13 protein-coding genes and 1 pseudogene are annotated in these 17,887 nt (G+C 65.2%); 11 read left to right on the top strand and 3 right to left on the bottom strand.

Annotated elements, in window-relative coordinates:
- Positions 1-71 precede the first annotated feature (71 nt).
- Genes ACWBU6_RS19580 through ACWBU6_RS19565 form a run of 4 tightly spaced genes read left to right on the top strand, consistent with a single transcriptional unit; the run spans position 72 to position 6,278 of the window.
- Positions 72-1,322: a TolC family protein gene (locus ACWBU6_RS19580; RefSeq protein WP_452645064.1), complete on the top strand. Its 1,251-nt coding sequence runs from the start codon at positions 72-74 to the stop codon at positions 1,320-1,322.
- A complete protein-coding gene (locus ACWBU6_RS19575) occupies positions 1,319-2,809 on the top strand; it encodes an efflux RND transporter periplasmic adaptor subunit (RefSeq protein ID WP_452645063.1) in 1,491 nt (496 codons plus the stop codon). The genes ACWBU6_RS19580 and ACWBU6_RS19575 overlap by 4 nt, the downstream gene beginning before the upstream one ends.
- Positions 2,806-5,943 (top strand): efflux RND transporter permease subunit, encoded by a 3,138-nt coding sequence (locus ACWBU6_RS19570; RefSeq protein WP_452645062.1) that lies wholly within the window; start codon positions 2,806-2,808, stop codon positions 5,941-5,943. Before ACWBU6_RS19575 ends, ACWBU6_RS19570 begins: the two co-directional genes overlap by 4 nt.
- Positions 5,940-6,278, top strand: coding sequence for a copper-binding protein (locus ACWBU6_RS19565; protein WP_452645061.1), 339 nt, complete (start codon positions 5,940-5,942; stop codon positions 6,276-6,278). Before ACWBU6_RS19570 ends, ACWBU6_RS19565 begins: the two co-directional genes overlap by 4 nt.
- Before the next feature lie 3 nt (positions 6,279-6,281).
- On the opposite strand, the gene ACWBU6_RS19560 is transcribed toward ACWBU6_RS19565, so the two are convergent.
- Positions 6,282-6,800: an Lrp/AsnC family transcriptional regulator gene (locus ACWBU6_RS19560; RefSeq protein ID WP_452645060.1), complete on the bottom strand. Its 519-nt coding sequence runs from the start codon at positions 6,798-6,800 to the stop codon at positions 6,282-6,284.
- 122 nt (positions 6,801-6,922) lie between these two features.
- Here ACWBU6_RS19560 and hppD point away from each other — a divergent pair, with 122 nt between their 5' ends.
- Positions 6,923-7,990 (top strand): 4-hydroxyphenylpyruvate dioxygenase, encoded by a 1,068-nt coding sequence (hppD, locus tag ACWBU6_RS19555; protein ID WP_452645059.1) that lies wholly within the window; start codon positions 6,923-6,925, stop codon positions 7,988-7,990.
- Here hppD and ACWBU6_RS19550 read toward each other — a convergent pair whose 3' ends face one another.
- On the bottom strand, positions 7,991-8,827 hold the full coding sequence (locus ACWBU6_RS19550; protein WP_452645058.1) for a universal stress protein: 837 nt from the start codon (positions 8,825-8,827) through the stop codon (positions 7,991-7,993).
- 93 nt (positions 8,828-8,920) lie between these two features.
- Here ACWBU6_RS19550 and ACWBU6_RS19545 point away from each other — a divergent pair, with 93 nt between their 5' ends.
- The 5 genes from ACWBU6_RS19545 to ACWBU6_RS19525 are packed head-to-tail and all read left to right on the top strand — an operon-like array spanning position 8,921 to position 15,636.
- On the top strand, positions 8,921-9,646 hold the full coding sequence (locus tag ACWBU6_RS19545; RefSeq protein WP_452645057.1) for a substrate-binding periplasmic protein: 726 nt from the start codon (positions 8,921-8,923) through the stop codon (positions 9,644-9,646).
- An 18-nt stretch (positions 9,647-9,664) separates the two neighbouring features.
- The gene (locus ACWBU6_RS19540) at positions 9,665-9,985 is read left to right on the top strand and encodes a hypothetical protein (RefSeq protein WP_452645056.1); all 321 of its coding nucleotides are present in this window, start codon (positions 9,665-9,667) and stop codon (positions 9,983-9,985) included.
- 54 nt (positions 9,986-10,039) lie between these two features.
- A complete protein-coding gene (locus ACWBU6_RS19535) occupies positions 10,040-11,269 on the top strand; it encodes a TolC family protein (protein WP_452645055.1) in 1,230 nt (409 codons plus the stop codon).
- A complete protein-coding gene (locus ACWBU6_RS19530; protein WP_452645054.1) occupies positions 11,266-12,459 on the top strand; it encodes an efflux RND transporter periplasmic adaptor subunit in 1,194 nt (397 codons plus the stop codon). The genes ACWBU6_RS19535 and ACWBU6_RS19530 overlap by 4 nt, the downstream gene beginning before the upstream one ends.
- 9 nt (positions 12,460-12,468) lie before the next feature.
- Positions 12,469-15,636 carry an efflux RND transporter permease subunit gene (locus ACWBU6_RS19525; RefSeq protein WP_452645053.1) on the top strand — a complete coding sequence of 1,056 codons (3,168 nt, stop codon included), beginning with the start codon at positions 12,469-12,471 and terminating at the stop codon, positions 15,634-15,636.
- On the opposite strand, the pseudogene ACWBU6_RS19520 reads toward ACWBU6_RS19525, so the two are convergent.
- Positions 15,596-15,910 (bottom strand): annotated as a pseudogene (locus ACWBU6_RS19520) (LysR substrate-binding domain-containing protein); the annotation flags it as partial. The gene ACWBU6_RS19525 and the pseudogene ACWBU6_RS19520 sit on opposite strands and share 41 nt — an antisense overlap.
- Before the next feature lie 322 nt (positions 15,911-16,232).
- On the opposite strand from ACWBU6_RS19520, the gene ACWBU6_RS19515 reads away from it, so the two are divergent.
- The gene (locus ACWBU6_RS19515; protein WP_452645052.1) at positions 16,233-17,885 is read left to right on the top strand and encodes a ShlB/FhaC/HecB family hemolysin secretion/activation protein; all 1,653 of its coding nucleotides are present in this window, start codon (positions 16,233-16,235) and stop codon (positions 17,883-17,885) included.
- Positions 17,886-17,887: the final 2 nt, after the last annotated feature.

Below are 17,887 nucleotides of genomic sequence, written 5' to 3'. Positions count from 1 at the left end.
AGTTTGCATGATGCCGTTTCGCGCATGCCTGTCCGGCTTGCGCATGGTTCCCTTTGCATTCTGGAGGTTTCATGTTTTCCCCATTTATCCGGCGCTGCCTGGCGTTCGGCTGCGCCTTCGCTTTCGCCACCGAGGCCGCGGCGCTGACGCTGGCGCAGGCGCAGCAGCGCGCCGTTGAACGCTCGCGCCAGCTGGCGGCGCAAGGCCATGCCGCCGATGCCGCGCGCGACATGGCCGTCGCGGCGGCCCAACTGCCCGACCCGGTGCTGAAAGCCGGCGTCGACAACCTTCCCGTGAGCGGCGCCGATCGTTACCGCATCGGCGCCGATTCGATGACCATGCGGCGTATCGGCGTGATGCAGGAGCTGACCGGCAGCGACAAGCGCCGCTGGCGTGCCGCCCGTTTCGAGAGCGAAGCGGCGCGCAGCCATGCCCTTGCCCAGGCGCTGGCCGCGAACATCCAGCGCGACACCGCCATTGCCTGGCTTGACCGCTATCATCTCGAGCGCATGGGGGCAGAGCTGGCGCGCCAGGTCGCCCTGTCGCGCGACGAGATCACGGCGGCGGAGGCGGCCTACCGTGGCGGGCGTTCCAGCCAGGCCGGCTTGCTCGATGCGCGCGCAACCTTGCTGGCGCTGGAGGACCGCGCAACGGAGCTGGACCTGCAGGCGCGCAATGCCGCGATCATGCTGGCTCGCTGGACCGGCGAGGCCGCCGATGTGGCGCTCGATGGCGGCGCGGACACCAGCAGCATCGCCATCGCACCGGCAGCGCTGGAAGCAACGCTCGAACACCACCCGCAGGTGGCAGTGCTGGCGCGCCAGGCCGAGCTGGCGCAGGCGGAAGCAGGACTGGCGCGGGCCAACCGTACTGCCGACTGGAGCGTGGAAGTGGCTTTGCAACAGCGTGGCCCGGGCTATCCGGGCATGGTGTCGGTTGGCGTGTCCGTACCCCTGCAATGGGACCGTGGCCGCCGCCAGGAGCGCGAGCTGTCGGCGCGGCTGGCAATGGCGGGACAGGCGCAGGCGGAGCGTGACGAAGCCTTGCGCGCGCACGTGGCCGAAGTGCGCGGCCAGCTGGCCGAATGGAAGGCCGGCCGCGAGCGCATTGACCGTTTCGAGAAGGAGATCCTGCCGTTGGCCGGCGCGCGCCTGGAGGCGGTGCTTGCGGCCTACCGTGGCGGCAAGGCCAGTCTTGCGGAGGTGCTGGCGGCACGCCGGTCGGAGAGCGAGCAGCGCCTTCAGGCGATGCAGCTGGAACGGGACAACGCGCGCGTCTGGGCGCAATTGACTTATATCCTGCCGGCGAAAGGGCACCCATGAAGAAGAACCTGATGTTCGTCGCCGTCTTGGCAGCCGGCACGCTGGGAGCCGTGGCGGGAATTGGCGGTTACCAGTTGGGCAAGCGCCAGGCAGCTGCGGCGCCGGTGCAGGCGACTGCGGCGGAAGAGCGCAAACCCTTGTACTGGCACGATCCGATGGTGCCGGGGCAAAGATTCGACAAGCCCGGCAAGTCGCCGTATATGGACATGGCGCTGGTGCCGGTCTATGCCGACGAGGGTAATGATGCCGGCACGGTGAGCATCAGCCCGCGCGTACAGCAGAACCTTGGCGTGCGTACCGCGCCAGTGGTTAGCGCTCCGCTGCCGCTTTCGGTATCGGCCGTCGGCAACGTGGCGTTCGACGAGCGCGAAGTGGCCGTGGTGCACTCTCGCGCGAACGGCTTCGTGGAGCGCGTTCTGGTGCGCGCGCCGCTGGAGCCGGTGCGGCGCGGCCAGCCGCTGGCGGAGGTCACCATGCCGGACTGGGTGGCGGCGCAAGAGGAACTCCTGGCCGTGCGCCGCATGCAGTCCGGCGCGGCGCATGGCTTGCTGGATGCGGCGCGCCAGCGCATGCGCCTGGCGGGCATGAGCGAGCAGCAGGTGCGGCAAGTGGAGGCGGGTGGAAGGGTGCCGGCACGCCAGGTACTGGTGGCGCCGCGCGCCGGCGTGGTGACGGAATTGGCGGCGCGCGAAGGCATGGCCGTTGCCGCCGGCGCCCCGCTGTACCGCATCAACGGCCTGGATACGGTCTGGGTCAACGCGGAACTGCCAGAGAATGTGGCGGCCCAGGTGCCGGCCGGGACCGAGGTCACGGCGCACACAGCGGCCCTGCCGGACGCACAGCTGCGGGGCAAGGTGGCTGCGATCCTGCCGCAGGTGGATGCGGCGACGCGCACTATCCGCGCCCGCATCGAGCTGTCCAATCCGGGCGCCCGCCTGGCGCCGGGCATGTTCGTCACGCTATCGTTCGCGCCGCGCCAGCGGCAGGCCGCACTGCTGGTGCCGTCGGAAGCGGTGATCCGCACTGGCACGCGCAACGTCGTCATGGTCGAGGAAGGAGCAGGCAAGTTCGCCCCCGTGCAGGTCGAGCTGGGAGCCGAGGCTGGCGGGCAGCTTGAGATACGTTCAGGCTTGCAGGCCGGCCAGAAAGTGGCGGTCTCCGGCCAGTTCCTGGTCGATTCGGAAGCGAGCCTGAAAGGCAGCGGGCAAAGGATGACCGGCCCGGCGCCGCCGGCGCATCGCGCCGAAGCGACCGTGGAATCGCTGGACAAGGACGAAATCACCTTGTCGCATGGACCTGTTGCATCGCTCAAATGGCCGGCAATGACGATGGCATTCAAGCTGCCGCACGGCGGCTTGCCGCTGCGCGTTGCGGCGGGCGACCGCGTGTCGTTCGAGTTCGTGCAACTGGCCGATGGCGGCTTTCAGGTGACGTCGATGACGGCGGCAGGGCCGGTACCGGAGCACCAGCACGGGGAGCGCAAATGATCGCGAAACTGATTCTATGGTCGATCCGCAACCGCTTCCTCGTGCTGCTGGCATCGATCCTGCTGGCCGGCTGGGGTGCCTGGGCCCTGCAGCGCACGCCGCTCGATGCGATTCCGGACCTGTCCGACGTGCAGGTCATCATCCGCACCAGCTTTCCCGGGCAGGCGCCGCAGATCGTCGAGAACCAGGTGACGTATCCGCTCACCACGCAGATGCTGTCGGTTCCGGGGGCGCGCACGGTTCGCGGCTATTCCTTCTTCGGCGACTCCTTTGTCTACGTCTTGTTCGAGGACGGCACCGACCCGTATTGGGCGCGCTCGCGCGTGCTGGAATACCTGAACCAGGTGCAGTCCCGATTGCCGCCGCAGGCGCGCGCCTCTCTGGGGCCGGATGCGACAGGCGTTGGCTGGGTATTCGAGTACGCGCTGGTCGACCGCGGCGGAAAGCATGACCTTGCCCAGTTGCGCGCCTTGCAGGACTGGTTCCTCAAGTACGAGCTGAAGGCGGTGCCGAATGTGGCGGAAGTGGCCAGCCTGGGAGGCATGGTCAGGCAGTACCAAGTGGTGCTCGACCCGGCGCGGCTGCGCGCTTTCAATATCACGCACGGCAGGGCGATCGATGCAATCCGCCGCGCCAACCAGGAAACCGGCGGATCGGTACTGGAGATGGCGGAAGCGGAATACATGGTGCGCGCTTCCGGCTACCTGCGCTCGCTGGAAGACTTCCGGCAGATCCCGTTGGCCGCCAGCGGGGCCGGTGTCGCGGTGCGCCTGGGGGATGTGGCGACGATCCAGCTTGGGCCGGAAATGCGGCGCGGCATCGCCGATTTGAATGGCGAGGGCGAAGTGGCGGGCGGCGTGATCGTCATGAGGTCGGGAAAGAACGCGCTGCAGACAATCGATGCGGTCAAGGCGCGCCTGGCAGCGCTCAAGGCCAGCCTGCCGCCGGGCGTGGAAATCGTGCCCGTCTATGACAGATCGAACCTGATCCGCCGCGCGGTCGCCAACCTCGAAAGCAAGCTGGCGGAGGAATTCGTTGTCGTGGCGCTGGTATGTGCTGTATTCCTGTTCCACCTGCGCTCGGCGTTGGTGGCCATCGTTTCGCTGCCGCTGGGCATACTGGCGGCCTACCTGGTCATGCATTACCAGGGCGTCAACGCCAACATCATGTCGCTGGGCGGGATTGCGATTGCCATCGGCGCCATGGTCGACGCGGCGGTGGTGATGATCGAAAATGCCCACAAACATATCGAAGCCTGGCGCCATGCCCACCCCGGCCGCACGCTGGAAGGCGAGGAGCACTGGCAGGTGACCGGCACGGCGGCGGCGGAAGTGGGGCCGGCGCTGTTCTTTTCTTTGCTGATCATCGTGCTGTCCTTCATCCCGGTGTTCACGCTGGAAGCGCAGGAAGGGCGCCTGTTTGCGCCGCTGGCCCTCACCAAGACTTACGCGATGGCGGCAGCGGCGGGGCTGGCGGTGACGCTGGTTCCGGTCCTCATGGGTTACCTGATTCGCGGCCGCATTCCGGATGAACATGCCAACCCGCTCAACCGCTGGCTGATCGCGGCGTACCGCCCCCTGCTCGAACGCGTACTGCACTGGCCCAAAGCCACGCTGGCCGTGGCGGCCGCCATAGCGGTGCTGTCGCTCTGGCCGCTGGCGCATATGGGCGGCGAATTCATGCCGCCGCTGGACGAGGGCGATTTGCTGTACATGCCGTCCGCCTTGCCTGGCCTCGGTGCCGGCAAGGTGCAGCAATTGCTGCAGCAGACCGACCGCTTGATCAAGACCGTGCCGGAAGTGCAGAGCGTCTTCGGCAAGGCAGGGCGGGCCGAATCCGCGACCGATCCGGCGCCGCTGGAGATGTTCGAGACTACCATCCAGTTCAAGCCGCGCGACCGGTGGCGCCCCGGCATGACGCCCGACAAGCTGGTGGCGGAGCTGGACCGCGTCGTCAAGGTGCCGGGCCTGGCCAACATCTGGGTACCCCCGATCCGCAACCGCATCGACATGCTGGCGACCGGCATCAAGAGCCCGGTCGGCATCAAGGTCTCCGGCGCCAGCCTGCAGGAAATCGACCGCATTGCGGGTGAGATCGAGCGTGTCGTGCGCCCGGTGGCTGGCGTATCGTCGGCCCTTGCGGAACGCCTGAACGGCGGCCGTTACATCGACGTCGCCATTGATCGCGCCACGGCAGGGCGTTATGGCCTGAACATCGACGAAGTGCAAAGCATCATTGCCAGTGCGGTCGGCGGCGACAATGTGGGCGAAACGGTCGAAGGCTTGCAGCGCTTCCCGATCAGCGTGCGCTACCCGCGCGAGCTGCGCGATTCGCTGGAGAGCCTGCGCGCCTTGCCATTGCTGACGGAACGGGGCGCCCAGTTGCGCCTGGCCGACGTGGCGACCGTGCGCATCAGCGATGGCCCGCCCATGCTGCGTAGCGAAAACGCGCGCCTGTCCGGATGGGTGTACGTGGACATCCACGGCCGCGACCTGCGCTCGGCCGTGCAGGAAATGCAGCAAACCGTTGCCGCCGGCGTCAAGCTGCCGGCCGGCTATGCGCTGTCGTGGTCGGGCCAGTTCGAATACCTGGAGCGCGCAACGGCGCGCCTGCAGGTGGTGGTGCCGGCTACGCTGCTGATTATCTTCGTGCTGCTGTACCTGACATTCCGCCGCGCCGACGAGGCGGCGCTGATCATGGCGACGCTGCCGTTTGCCCTGGCCGGCGCAATATGGCTGCTGTGGGCGCTCGGCCACAACCTGTCGGTGGCCACCGGCGTTGGCTTTATTGCATTAGCCGGGGTGGCGGCGGAATTCGGCGTCATCATGCTGCTCTACCTGAAGCACGCCTGGGCGGCGCGCGAAGCGGCGGGACGGCGCAGCGAGGCCGAGCTGCTGGACGCGATCCGCGAAGGCGCCGTGCTGCGCGTGCGGCCGAAAGCCATGACGGTGACTGTGATCGTCGCCGGCCTGGTGCCGATCATGATCGGTTCCGGCACCGGCTCCGAAATCATGCAGCGCATCGCTGCACCGATGGTGGGGGGAATGCTGTCCGCGCCCCTGCTATCTTTATTTGTAGTACCTGCGGCATACTTGCTGCTTCGGCGGCATCAAATCAAAGGAGAAATCAAATGAAAGTATTTACCACCACCCTGCAAGCGGCAATCCTGGCGGTGGCATGCCTGGCCGGCGGGCCGGCGCTGGCACAACATTCCGCAACCGACCACGCGCAGCATACCGTTGCTGCCGATACGACGGACGGCGAAATCAGGAAGGTCGACAAGGCATCCGGCAAGCTGACCATCAAGCATGGCGAACTGAAAAACCTGGGCATGGGCGCGATGACCATGGTGTTCCGCGCCAAGGACGCCGCCATGCTGGACAAGGTAAAGGCAGGCGATAAGGTGCGCTTTACCGTGGAAAGCGCGAACGGCGCGATGACTGTGACCGCGCTGGAAGTTGTGAACTAAATATCATGTGCGGGCGAACTCGATGCGCTGCTTGCGCGGGTTCGGCCGCACGATATGCTCCAGCGGCAGGACCGTCGACTGCTTGATCTTTTTCAGCGCGATGTTCGACTTGACGTTCACTACGCCGGGCAACAGCAGGATTTCCTTCATCATCAGGTCGGCGAACGAGGCCAGGTCGTGCGATACGACGCGCGCCACATAATCCGCTTCGCCGGTCACGGAGAAGCATTCCATCACTTCCGGCACGTCGCGGATCGCCTTTTCGAAGGCGTCGCCGCGCTTCTCGCCATGGCGGTCCAGCGTGACATGGACGAAAGCCATCACGTCCAGCCCCACGGTGCCCGGTTCCAGCACGGCCGCATAGTGGTCGATGATGCCCGCTTCGCGCAGGCGCTGCACGCGCCGTCCCACCTGCGACACGGATAGATGCAGCACTTCCGCCAGGGCGGCATTGGTCGCTTCGCCGTTGCGTTGAAGCTCGTTCAGCAGGGACAGGTCGTGGCGGTCGACGGTAATCATCATCGGTTCCTTGTTTTATGCGCGTAATGCGCATATCGGGTGGTGAAAGATGTGCAGAATGCGCAAAAAATCCAGAATCGGTGCGTAGTATATCCGTTATCTACACACTTTTCCGGAGACAGCAAATGACCGACTCACTGTGGGACAATCCGATGGGCACCGACGGCTTCGAATTCATCGAATACGCGGCGCCGGACCCGGTCGCAATGGGCAAGACCTTCGAAGCCATGGGATTCACCGCCGTGGCGCGCCATCGCAGCAAGGATGTCACCCTGTATCGCCAGGGCGAAGTCAATTTCCTGCTGAATGCCGAAAAAGACTCGTTCGCGCAGCGATTCGCCGAACTGCATGGCCCTTCGGTATGCGCCATCGGTTTCCGCGTGAAGGACGCCGCCTATGCATACAAGCGCGCGCTGCGCCTTGGCGCATGGGGCTTCGAGAGCAAGGCCGGTCCGATGGAGCTGAACCTGCCGGCCATCAAAGGCATCGGCGACTCGCTGATTTACCTGGTCGACCGCTGGCCCGGCAACGGCAATATCAGCATTTACGATGTCGACTTCGAGCCGATTGCTGGCGTCGAGCAGAACCCGAAAGGCCATGGCCTGACCTACATCGACCACCTGACCCATAACGTGCACCGCGGCCGGATGGGCGAGTGGGCCGAGTTCTACGAGCGCCTGTTCAACTTCCGCGAAGTACGCTATTTCGATATCGAAGGCCAGGTTACCGGCGTCAAGTCCAAGGCCATGACCAGCCCATGCGGCAAGCTGCGCATCCCGATCAACGAGGAGGGCACCGACCGCGCCGGCCAGATCCAGGAATACCTTGATGCCTATCGCGGCGAAGGCATCCAGCACATCGCCATGGGCAGCGACAACCTGTACGCGACCGTCGACAGCCTGCGCGGCGCCGGCGTGAAGCTGCTCGACACCATCGACACCTACTACGAGCTGGTCGACCGCCGCATTCCAGGCCACGGCGAGCCGCTGCAGTCCCTGCGCGAACGCAAGATCCTGATCGACGGCAAGCCGGGCGACCTGCTGCTGCAGATCTTCTCCGAGAACCAGCTGGGCCCCGTGTTCTTCGAGTTCATCCAGCGCAAGGGCAACCAAGGCTTCGGCGAAGGCAACTTCAAGGCCCTGTTCGAGTCGATTGAACTGGACCAGATGCGCCGTGGCGTGCTGACCGCCTGATCAATGGGCCATCAATACTGGCAGCGTTGCCGTTGCCAGTATGGTGCGCGTGGCGCCGCCCAGCATCATCTCGCGGAAGCGGCTATGGCCGTAGGCGCCCATCACCAGCAGGTCGACGTTGAAATCGGCCGCCAGCGACAGGATGGCCTTGCCGGGATCGGCCGCCTCCGGTCGGCGCAGGACTTCCACATTCACCCCGTGCCGCGCCAGGTACAGGGCGATATCGGCGCCGGGCGACTCGCCCAGGGTATCCGCGCTGTCGCCCAGCACGGCCAGCGTCACCTGCTCGGCGCCGCGCAGCAGTGGCAGGGCGGCGGTGACGGCCTTGGCCGCCTCCATGCTGCCGTTCCAGGCCACCATCACGCGCTTGCCGATGGTCGGGAAGCGGCCGGTGCGCGGCACCAGCAGCACCGGACGGCCGCAGTTCAATAGCACGTAATCGGGCAGGTCCGGCAGCAGGCTGCCTTCATTGCTTCCTGTCGCGCCCGCCTGTCCCAGCACGACCAGGTCGGCGTAGCGCGCCTGCATGCACATGCCGGCATACTCGTCGTCGTTGCTGCTGCGCGCCTCGAAAGAAGGAACGCCAAGGCGATCGGCGAAGTTCTTGAATTGTTCCAGCGCCAGTTGCACGCGTTCCTCGGCGCGCCGCAGGTAGTCGGCCAGGAATACGCCGCTGCCTTCGTAATTGCGGCCGGCCAGCATGGAGCGCGGCATGCCCGTCATCGCGGCGCCGACCAGGTGGGCCTCCTCGCGCACGGCGATGGAAGCTGCCAGCGCGATGCGGGCCTCGGTGTTGGGCGCGCGGTCGGCATGGACTACGATGGTGCGGTAAGACATGATGTCCTCCTGTGTTGATGTTGGCACAAGTGTGCGCCCGATTGACGCGCACGATCCATGACCTGGGTCAAGCCTGTCTGATATCATGTCAATATGTTACGTTCTTGTCTTGCGCTTGCCTGCCTGTTGCCAGCCCTGAGTCCCGCAGCAGTTGCCGGCCAGGGGGAGATGGTCTTTGTCGCTGCGACCAACCACAATATGCCCTTGTCCCGTTTCCACAACGGGCAGATGGTCGAGGGCCTGCTCAAGGACCTGGGCGACAGCATTGCGCTTCGGATGGGCATGCGTGCCAGCTATATCAGCGTCCCGGCCAAGCGGGTTGCCGATTACCTGGCGAGCGGCCGCGCCGATGGCGTGTGCTACGTGCTCCCGCGCTGGCTGCCGGGACCATTCAACTGGAGCCAGCCCTTGATGTCCGATGCGGGCGTACTGCTCTCCAGGCCCGAAGCGCCTGCCGTCCGCTCCCTGTCGGACCTGGCAAACAAGCCGGTCGGCACGGTGCTTGGCTATTCCTATTCGATGATCGACGCGGCGCTGGGCCGGGCCTTTGTGCGAGAAGACGCACCGTCGATGGAACTGAATATCTCGAAAATCCAGCATGGACGCATGCAATACGCAATCATGGGACGCATGACGGCGGAATACCTGATGCGCTCCGAGCCCCGGCACAAGCTGCGCGTCGACTTCGAATTCGATCCGTTCAAGGCGCAATGCGCGTTCTCGCAGAAGTCCGCCATTCCCTTTCGCGATGTCCAGCGCGCTATCGGCGGCATGCTATCGGACGGCACGGTAGAGCGCTTGCTGCGCCGCTACCGTTAATTGCTATAATCCGGTTTCATGAATATCCGGCGCTTCCTCGTTATCCTGCTGTTGCTAGTGCTGCCGCTCCAGGCCACCCTGGCGGCAACGGATAGCTGCTGCCTGAAATTCGAGGTGCTCCAGATTGGCGAGCAAGCCACGGCAGTGGGCGATTCGCAGGGTCCGGACAGCGCCTGCTGTACGCAGTGCGACTTCTGCCACCATTCCCACGCGCCGTTTGTCGCCAATCTGGCCGATGCGCGCCAGCAAGCCGATTCGGTCGCTCCGGTGGCCTCGCCGGAACCGCCCATCCATTCCTTCATCCCGGACATTCCCCCGCGTCCCGACAGGCTCCGCTGATTGATCCGGCTGCCGCATGCAGCCGTTCCCCATCAATCATCAAGGAGCAATATCGTGAAAGCTATTTGCGTGCCTTTTCTGGCGGCCATTTGCCTGGCCCCTGCGTGGGCGCAACCATCATTGACGCTTGCCGATGCACTGGAACGTGCGCGGCAGGCCAATTCCGAGCTGCAGGCGCTGGCGCTGGAAGCCTCGGCCGTCGACGCGGCCGGAAGCCAGGCGGCGCTGCTGCCCAATCCTTCGCTGGACTATCTGCGCGAGGGGAAAACCAGCGAGGGCGGATCGTCGACCGTCCAGCTGGCGATCCCGCTTGAACTGGGCGGCAAGCGTGCCGCACGCATCGAGGCGGCGCGCGCCGGCAGCCGCGCGGCGGCATTGGACCTGGCCATCGGCCGGGCGCGGATCGAGGCGGAGGTCGTGGCCGCCTACCAGCAAACCTACCTCGCACAACAGCACGTCGCCCTGGCCGCGCAGGTCAGCGAAAACGGGCGACGTTCCAGCGAAGCGGCGGCGCGCCGCGTCCTGGCGGGCAAGGTGTCGCCGGTCGAAGAGGCACGGGCGCGGGTGGCGGAAGCCAACTGGCGCATGGAGGGCGTGAGCGCCCAGCGGGATCTGGACGAGGCGCGTATCAGGCTGGCCAGCCTGCTTGGCAACGATGGCCGTGAAATCGGAATCCTGGCCGCGCCTGCATCGCCGGCCGAAGCGGGACTGCCCGGCGCGCGGCTGGGAGACTTGATTGCTTCCGCGCCCGCTATCGAACGGGCCGTTGCGGAAGTGGAGGCGGGCCAGGCATCGCTGCGCATGGAACGTGCCGCACGCATGCCCGATGTGTCGCTGATTGTCGGCAGCAAGCGCAGCGAAGGGCCGGAGCGCGACCGCGTGCGGCAGAACATCATTGGACTGTCCGTACCGCTGCCGCTGTTCAACCGCAACCAGGGCGCTATCCTGGCCGCCGAACGCCGTACCGATAAAGCCCGCGCGGAGCTGGAAGCGGCCCGCCAGCGCATCCGCGCGGAGGCGATGCAGGCCCATTCCCGCATGCAGGCGGCCATGCAGCAAGAGCGCCTGGTGCGCGAGGACGTGCTGCCGGGTGCCCAATATGCGGCCGAGGCGGCGATGAAAGGCTTTGAAGCCGGCAAATTCAACTACGTGGAAGTGCTCGACGCCCAGCGCACCTGGGTGCAGGCACAGGGCCAGCACCTGCGGGCCATCTCGGACTTCTACCGCGCCCGGGCCGACCTGGCAAAACTGGTCGGCAACCTGGACTCCAAGGATTCAAAATGAACAAGCGTCAGAAAATCACTATTGCGGCCATGGTAGCCGCTGCCGTCCTGTTTGCAGGCGGCGTATTGGCCTGGGAGCGCATTGCTCCGGCCGCCAAAGCCGATGCCGAGGCGGGCGAACACCACGACGAGCATCCGCCCAGTGCGGGCGCCGCAGGCACGCACCCGATTCCGTTCACCGATGCGCAGGTTGCAGCGGCCGATATCCGGTTGCGCACGGCCGGCGCCGCGCGCCTGGAAACCTTCGTCCGTTTGCCGGGCGAAGTCAAGCTGAACGAAGACCGCACCGCCCACGTCACGCCGCGCGTCGATGGCATCGTGCAGGAAGTGCAGGCCAACCTGGGACAGCAGGTGCGCAAGGGCGAGCTGCTGGCGGTCGTCGCCAGCGCGGACGTGTCGGAGCAGCGCAGCGGCCTGGCGGCTGCGGAGAAGCGCGCGGCCCTGGCGCGCTCGGTCTACGAGGCCGAAAGGAAGCTGTGGGAAGAGAAGGTCTCCGCACGCCAGGACTACCTGAAGGCGGAACAGGAATGGCATGAAGCCACCATCGCCGAGCAGAACGCCCGCCAGAAGCTGGTGGCAATCGGCGCTACCGGTTCCGGCAAAGGCCCCTACAACCGTCTCGAGATCCGCGCGCCCTTCGATGGCCTGATCGTCGACAAGCACATTGCCGTGGGCGAAGCGGTTGGCGCGGAAACCAAGGTATTTACGGTCTCCGACCTGCGCCAGGTATGGGCCGAAGTCGTGGTGCCGGCGAAAGACCTCGAAATCGTCAAGGTCGGCACCGACGCTGTGCTGCATTCGGCTGCGTCGGGCGCCGCGGCAAAAGGCAAGGTGAGCTTCGTCAGCGCGATGATCGGCGAGCAGACCCGCGCCGCACGGGCCCGCGTGGTACTGGAAAATCCGCAACTGGCATGGCGTCCGGGCCTGTTCGTGGACGTCGACGTGGTGACCGGCTCCGCCGAAGTGCCGGTAGCGGTGGAAAAGGAGGCACTGCAAGTCCTGAACGGCGCGCAGGTGGTATTCCAGCGCAGCGGCCAGTCGTTCACGCCCGTTCCGGTCACGATCGGCCGCTCCGACGGCAAGCTGGTGGAGATCACGTCCGGCCTGCGCAAGGATGCCCGGTATGCCGCCGCCCACAGCTTCACCATCAAGGCGGAGCAGGGCAAGGGCGCCGCCGAGCATGAAGATTAAGGAGCCGCCATGTTAAGCAGAATTATCCAGGCTTGCATTGGCCACCGCTGGCTGGTCATGTTCGCCGTGCTGGCGATGGCCGTGCTGGGCGTGGTCAATTACAAGAAGCTGCCGATCGACGCCGTGCCGGACATTACCAACGTCCAGGTGCAGGTCAATACCGCTGCCGCCGGCTACTCTCCGCTGGAAGTGGAGCAGCGCATTACCTTCCCGATCGAATCGCTGATGGCCGGCCTGCCGCGCCTTGAGCAGACCAGGTCCCTGTCGCGCTATGGCCTGTCGCAAATCACCGTGGTATTCAAGGATGGCACGGACATCCATTTTGCGCGCCAGCTGATCAGCCAGCGCATCCAGGATGCGCGTTCGCAGCTGCCGGCCGGCCTCACGCCGACCATGAGCCCGATCGCCACAGGCCTGTCCGAAATCTACCTGTGGACGGTGGATGCCGCGCCCAACGCACGCAAGCCCGATGGCACGCCCTACACGCCGACCGACCTGCGCGAAATCCAGGACTGGATCATCAAGCCGCAACTGCGCAACGTGCCAGGCGTTACGGAGATCAACTCGATCGGCGGCTACGACAAGGAATACCTGGTCGCACCGACACCGGCCAAGCTGGCCTCGTATGGCCTGAACCTGTCGGACATCGTGACGGCGCTGCAGCGCAATAACGGCAACGTCGGCGCCGGCTATATCGAGAAAGAGGGCGAGCAGTACCTGTTGCGCGCACCGGGCCAGCTCAAGTCCGTGGCCGATATCGGCAATATCGTGGTCTCCACCATCGACGGCGTGGCCGTGCGCGTGGCCGATGTTGCAACGGTTGGCATCGGCGCCGAGCTGCGCACCGGGGCCGCCACCCGCAACGGGCACGAAGTGGTGCTTGGCACCGTGTTCATGCTGATCGGTGAAAACAGCCGGGCGGTGGCGCTGGCCGTGGACAGGAAGATGGTCGAGATCAACCGCAGCCTGCCTGCCGGCGTCTCGGCCACGCCGGTGTATAACCGCACCGTGCTGGTGGAGAAAGCCATCGACACGGTCAAGCGCAACCTGCTGGAGGGAGCGGTACTGGTGATTGGCGTGCTGTTCCTCTTCCTCGGCAACCTGCGCGCGGCGCTGATCACCGCCATGGTGATTCCGCTGTCGATGCTGTTTACCTTCACCGGCATGGTGGCCAACAACGTCAGCGCCAACCTGCTGAGCCTTGGCGCGCTGGACTTCGGCATCATCGTCGATGGCGCCGTGGTGATCGTGGAGAACTGCGTGCGGCGCCTGTCGCACGCACAGCACCGCGCCGGAAGGCCGCTGACGCGCGACGAGCGCTTTGCCGAGGTCTTCGCCGCCGCCCACGAGGCACGCAGGCCGCTGCTTTTCGGGCAGCTGATCATCATGATCGTGTACCTGCCGATCTTCGTGCTGTCCGGGATCGAAGGCAAGATGTTCCATCCCATGGCCTTCACCGTGGTGGCGGCCTTGCTGGGCGCGATGCTGCTGTCGATCACCTTCGTGCCGGCCGCGGTCGCCCTGTTCATGGACAAACCGGTACGCGAGGAAGAAGGGCGGCTGATGCTGGCGGCCAAGCGACGCTATGGCGAGCTGCTCGATTACGTGATGGCGAACCGTCCGGTGGTCTTTACTGCCGCCGGACTGGTGCTCGCATTGTCCGTGCTGCTGGCAACGCGTCTCGGCACCGAGTTCGTACCCAACCTGAACGAAGGCGACTTCGCCGTGCTGACGGTGCGCATTCCCGGTACAGGCCTGGGGCAATCGGTGCAAATGCAGCAGCAGATCGAGAAAACGCTGGTAGCGAAGTTCCCCGAAATCGCCAACGTCTTCGCCCGCACCGGCACGGCGGAAATCGCATCCGACCCTATGCCGCCAAGCATTTCGGATGGCTACATCATGCTCAAGCCGGAACATGAATGGCCGAAGCCGAAGCGCAGCCGCGAAGAGCTGCTTGCCGCCATCCGCGCCACGCTGGAGCAATTGCCGGGCAATAGCTATGAATTCAGCCAGCCGATCCAGTTGCGCGTGAACGAGCTGATCTCCGGCGTGCGCAGCGACGTTGCGGTGAAGGTATTCGGCGACGACCTGGACGTGCTGAACGCGAAAGCCGCCGAGATCGGCGCAATCCTTGCAAAGATTCCCGGCGCCTCCGGCGTGAAGGTCGAACAGACAAGCGGGCTGCCGATGCTGCAGATCCAGGTTGACCGCGAACGCGCCGCACGCCTGGGACTGAACATCGCCGAAGTGCAGGAGCTGATTGCCACTGCAACTGCCGGCCGTGAAGCCGGCGCCATGTTCGAAGGCGACCGCCGCTTCGACATTGTGGTGCGATTGCCGGAGGCGCTGCGCTCGGATATCGAGCTGCTCAAGCGCCTGCCTGTGCCGCTGCCGAAGCAGGAGGGCGCGCGGCCAGCCTACGTTACCCTGGCCGAAATCGCCACCTTCGACACCGCGCCCGGTCCGAACCAGCTAAGCCGGGAGCAGGGCAAGCGGCGGGTGGTGGTAACGGTCAATATGCAGGACCGCGATATCGGCTCTTTCGTCGAAGAAGCACAGCAGGCAATCCTCAAAGGCGTCAGCCTGCCGGCGGGTTACTGGCTGGCCTGGGGCGGCCAGTTCGAAAACCTGCAAAATGCCGCGCAACGGCTGAAGGTGGTCGTGCCGGCATCGCTTGCGCTGGTGTTCGCACTGCTGTTCCTGATGTTTAACAATGCCCGCGACGGCGCACTGGTATTCACCGGCATTCCGTTCGCCCTGACGGGGGGCATTTTCGCCCTGTGGGTGCGCGGCATACCGATGTCGATATCGGCGGCGGTCGGCTTTATCGCACTGTCCGGCGTGGCCGTCCTGAACGGGTTGGTGATGATCTCCTTCATCCGCAGCCTGCGCGAGCAAGGGCTGCCGCTGGCCGATGCCGTGCGCAACGGCGCACTGGTGCGCCTGCGGCCAGTGCTGATGACGGCCCTGGTGGCGTCGCTCGGTTTCGTCCCGATGGCGATTGCCACCGGCACCGGCGCGGAAGTCCAGCGCCCGCTGGCGACTGTGGTGATTGGCGGCGTGCTGTCCTCGACGGCGCTGACGCTGCTGCTATTGCCGCTGCTGTACCGCCTGGCCTATCGCCGCAAGGAGGAACTTAGGCCGCTGGCGCCAGCCGCTGCCGCAGGAATTCAATAAAGCGCTGCGTCTTGGCCGGGACCAGCCGGGTTTCGGTCAGTGCATACACCGGCGTGGGCTTGCCATGCCATTGGGGCAGGACGCGCTGCAAGCGTCCTGCCGCCACGTCGTCGGCGACGATTTCATCGGGCAGCAGCAGGATTCCCATATCGAGCGTCGCCATGCGGCGCATCAGGCCCACGCTGTTGATGGCAAAACGGCTGCCGACGCCAACTGGCACGCTCTCTTCGCCGTCGAGCAAGGTCCAGGTGCTCGACTTCACCAGTCCGAGGCAGGAGCCGACCGCAACACTTTCTTTGGCGGCAGCGCGGTCGGCTACACCGACTACCCAACCCTGGCTGAATAGTGGAGATGCTCTACAAGATTGAGCATAAGTCATTGATTTCGAGCGAATTGTGATTATTTCGATGCAGCTGAGGAGATTTTACTCATTCAATTCTCTCCAATTGTCACAAAAGTCCCTCGGCTTGCCTTTAATCCATCACCAAATAATAAATATATATAAGCGAAACATCTCGTTACGAGTGATACACAGCTATACTTTCGGGCTGTAAAAAATTCCAATCGAGTAATAGATGTTGTGTAAAAGAATAGGCATGGCTGCGCAGCTTGCGCTCGGCCTTGGCGCAGCTTTGCCTGCGTTGGCGCAGGTCGATCCTGCATTGGCAAACCAGGAGCTGCAGCGCCAGGAACAGCGTGAACGCGAACGCGCCCGCCAGGACGAGGCCAGGCCGGATGTGCGCCTGCAGCGTGAAACCAGCTCCGCGCAGGCAGCCTGGCCGGAAAACGAAACGCCATGCTTCCCGATCCGGCGCGTGTTCCTGGAAGGCGAAATGGCCGGCCAGTTCCAGTGGGCGCTGCAAGCCGCCGACGGTGCGCTTGGCCGCTGCCTTGGCAGCGCCGGCATCAACGTCCTCGTCGGGCAAGTGCAGAACGCCCTGGTGGCCCAGGGCTATGTCACGGCACGTGTGCTGGCGGCTCCCCAGGATTTGCTGGGTGGCGAGCTGCACCTGAAACTCGTGCCGGGCCGTATTCGCGCGTTGCGCTATCCGGAGCAGCAGCCGTCATTCGGCAATGCGCTGCCGCTGGTGCCTGGCGAGTTGCTGAACCTGCGCGATATCGAGCAGGGCCTGGAGAACCTGAAACGCGTGCCTGGCGCGCAGGCCGATATCGAGATCGTGCCTGGCGAGCAGCCTGGTGAAAGCGACCTGCAGGTGAAATGGAAGGGCGGCCGCGCCTATCGCTTCAGCGCATCGGTGGACGACAGCGGCAGCCGTTCCACCGGCACCTACCAGGGCGGGTTCACGCTGTCGGTCGACAATCCCTTCGGCCTGCAAGACCTGTTTTACCTGACCCTCAATCGCAACGTGCCGGGCGACAGCCCTGGCGGCGAGTACGGCACCAGCGGCTACGCCCTGCATTACTCGGTGCCGTTCGATTACTGGCTGCTCTCGCTGCAACTGAACGACTACCGCTATCGCCAGACCGTAGCCGGCGCCTTCCACGACTACATCTATCGCGGCACCAGCAACACCGCCGAACTGAAGCTCTCGCGCCTGGTGTACCGCGATGCCACGCGCAAGACCACGCTGTCGCTGCGCACCTACCAGCGCGGCAGCCGCAACTACATCGACGACATGGAAGTGGAAGTCCAGCGCCGCCGCATGGCCGGCTTCGTGGCAGGCATCGCGCACAGGGAATTCATCGGACCCGCCACCCTGGACGGCAACCTGTCCTGGAAGCTGGGCACAAGCTCCTACGGCAGCCTGCCGGCGCAGGAAGAGGCTTTCGACGAAGGCACCGCCCGCCCGCGCATTTTCAATGCCGACGTCACGCTGAACTGGCCCTTGACCAAATCATTGTCGTACCAGGCGGCCTGGCGCCGCCAATGGAACCGCACCAAGCTGATCCCGCAGGACCGATTTTCGATCGGCGGCCGTTATACCGTGCGCGGCTTTGACGGCGAAGCCAGCCTGTCGGCCGAACGCGGCTGGCTGCTGCGCAATGACCTGAACTGGACCATCCCCGCCACGCGCCACCAGCTCTACGTAGCGCTGGACCACGGTGTCGTATCCGGCCCGTCCGCTGCCTTGCTGCGCGGCACACGCCTGACCGGCGCCGCCCTCGGCTGGCGCGGCCAATTCGGCGGCCTGAGCGCCGACTTCTTCGCGGGTAAGCCGGTAAGCAAGCCGGACGCCTTCCGCACCGCCAGCGTTGCCACTGGCTTCAACCTGAATTACGAGTTCTGAGC

The organism is Pseudoduganella sp. HUAS MS19 (assembly GCF_053615455.1).
The sequence above is the reverse complement of the archived record's forward strand: the minus strand, read 5'-3'. Positions and strand labels throughout refer to the sequence as shown.

What these genes read in the sequence shown, in the direction of transcription:
- ACWBU6_RS19580 (WP_452645064.1), top strand. Translation starts at nt 72, where the DNA reads ATGTTTTCCCCATTTATCCGGCGCTGCCTGGCGTTCGGCTGCGCCTTC.
- ACWBU6_RS19575 (WP_452645063.1), top strand. Translation starts at nt 1,319, where the DNA reads ATGAAGAAGAACCTGATGTTCGTCGCCGTCTTGGCAGCCGGCACGCTG.
- ACWBU6_RS19570 (WP_452645062.1), top strand. Translation starts at nt 2,806, where the DNA reads ATGATCGCGAAACTGATTCTATGGTCGATCCGCAACCGCTTCCTCGTG.
- ACWBU6_RS19565 (WP_452645061.1), top strand. Translation starts at nt 5,940, where the DNA reads ATGAAAGTATTTACCACCACCCTGCAAGCGGCAATCCTGGCGGTGGCA.
- ACWBU6_RS19560 (WP_452645060.1), bottom strand. Translation starts at nt 6,800, where the DNA reads ATGATGATTACCGTCGACCGCCACGACCTGTCCCTGCTGAACGAGCTT.
- hppD (WP_452645059.1), top strand. Translation starts at nt 6,923, where the DNA reads ATGACCGACTCACTGTGGGACAATCCGATGGGCACCGACGGCTTCGAA.
- ACWBU6_RS19550 (WP_452645058.1), bottom strand. Translation starts at nt 8,827, where the DNA reads ATGTCTTACCGCACCATCGTAGTCCATGCCGACCGCGCGCCCAACACC.
- ACWBU6_RS19545 (WP_452645057.1), top strand. Translation starts at nt 8,921, where the DNA reads ATGTTACGTTCTTGTCTTGCGCTTGCCTGCCTGTTGCCAGCCCTGAGT.
- ACWBU6_RS19540 (WP_452645056.1), top strand. Translation starts at nt 9,665, where the DNA reads ATGAATATCCGGCGCTTCCTCGTTATCCTGCTGTTGCTAGTGCTGCCG.
- ACWBU6_RS19530 (WP_452645054.1), top strand. Translation starts at nt 11,266, where the DNA reads ATGAACAAGCGTCAGAAAATCACTATTGCGGCCATGGTAGCCGCTGCC.
- ACWBU6_RS19525 (WP_452645053.1), top strand. Translation starts at nt 12,469, where the DNA reads ATGTTAAGCAGAATTATCCAGGCTTGCATTGGCCACCGCTGGCTGGTC.
- ACWBU6_RS19515 (WP_452645052.1), top strand. Translation starts at nt 16,233, where the DNA reads ATGGCTGCGCAGCTTGCGCTCGGCCTTGGCGCAGCTTTGCCTGCGTTG.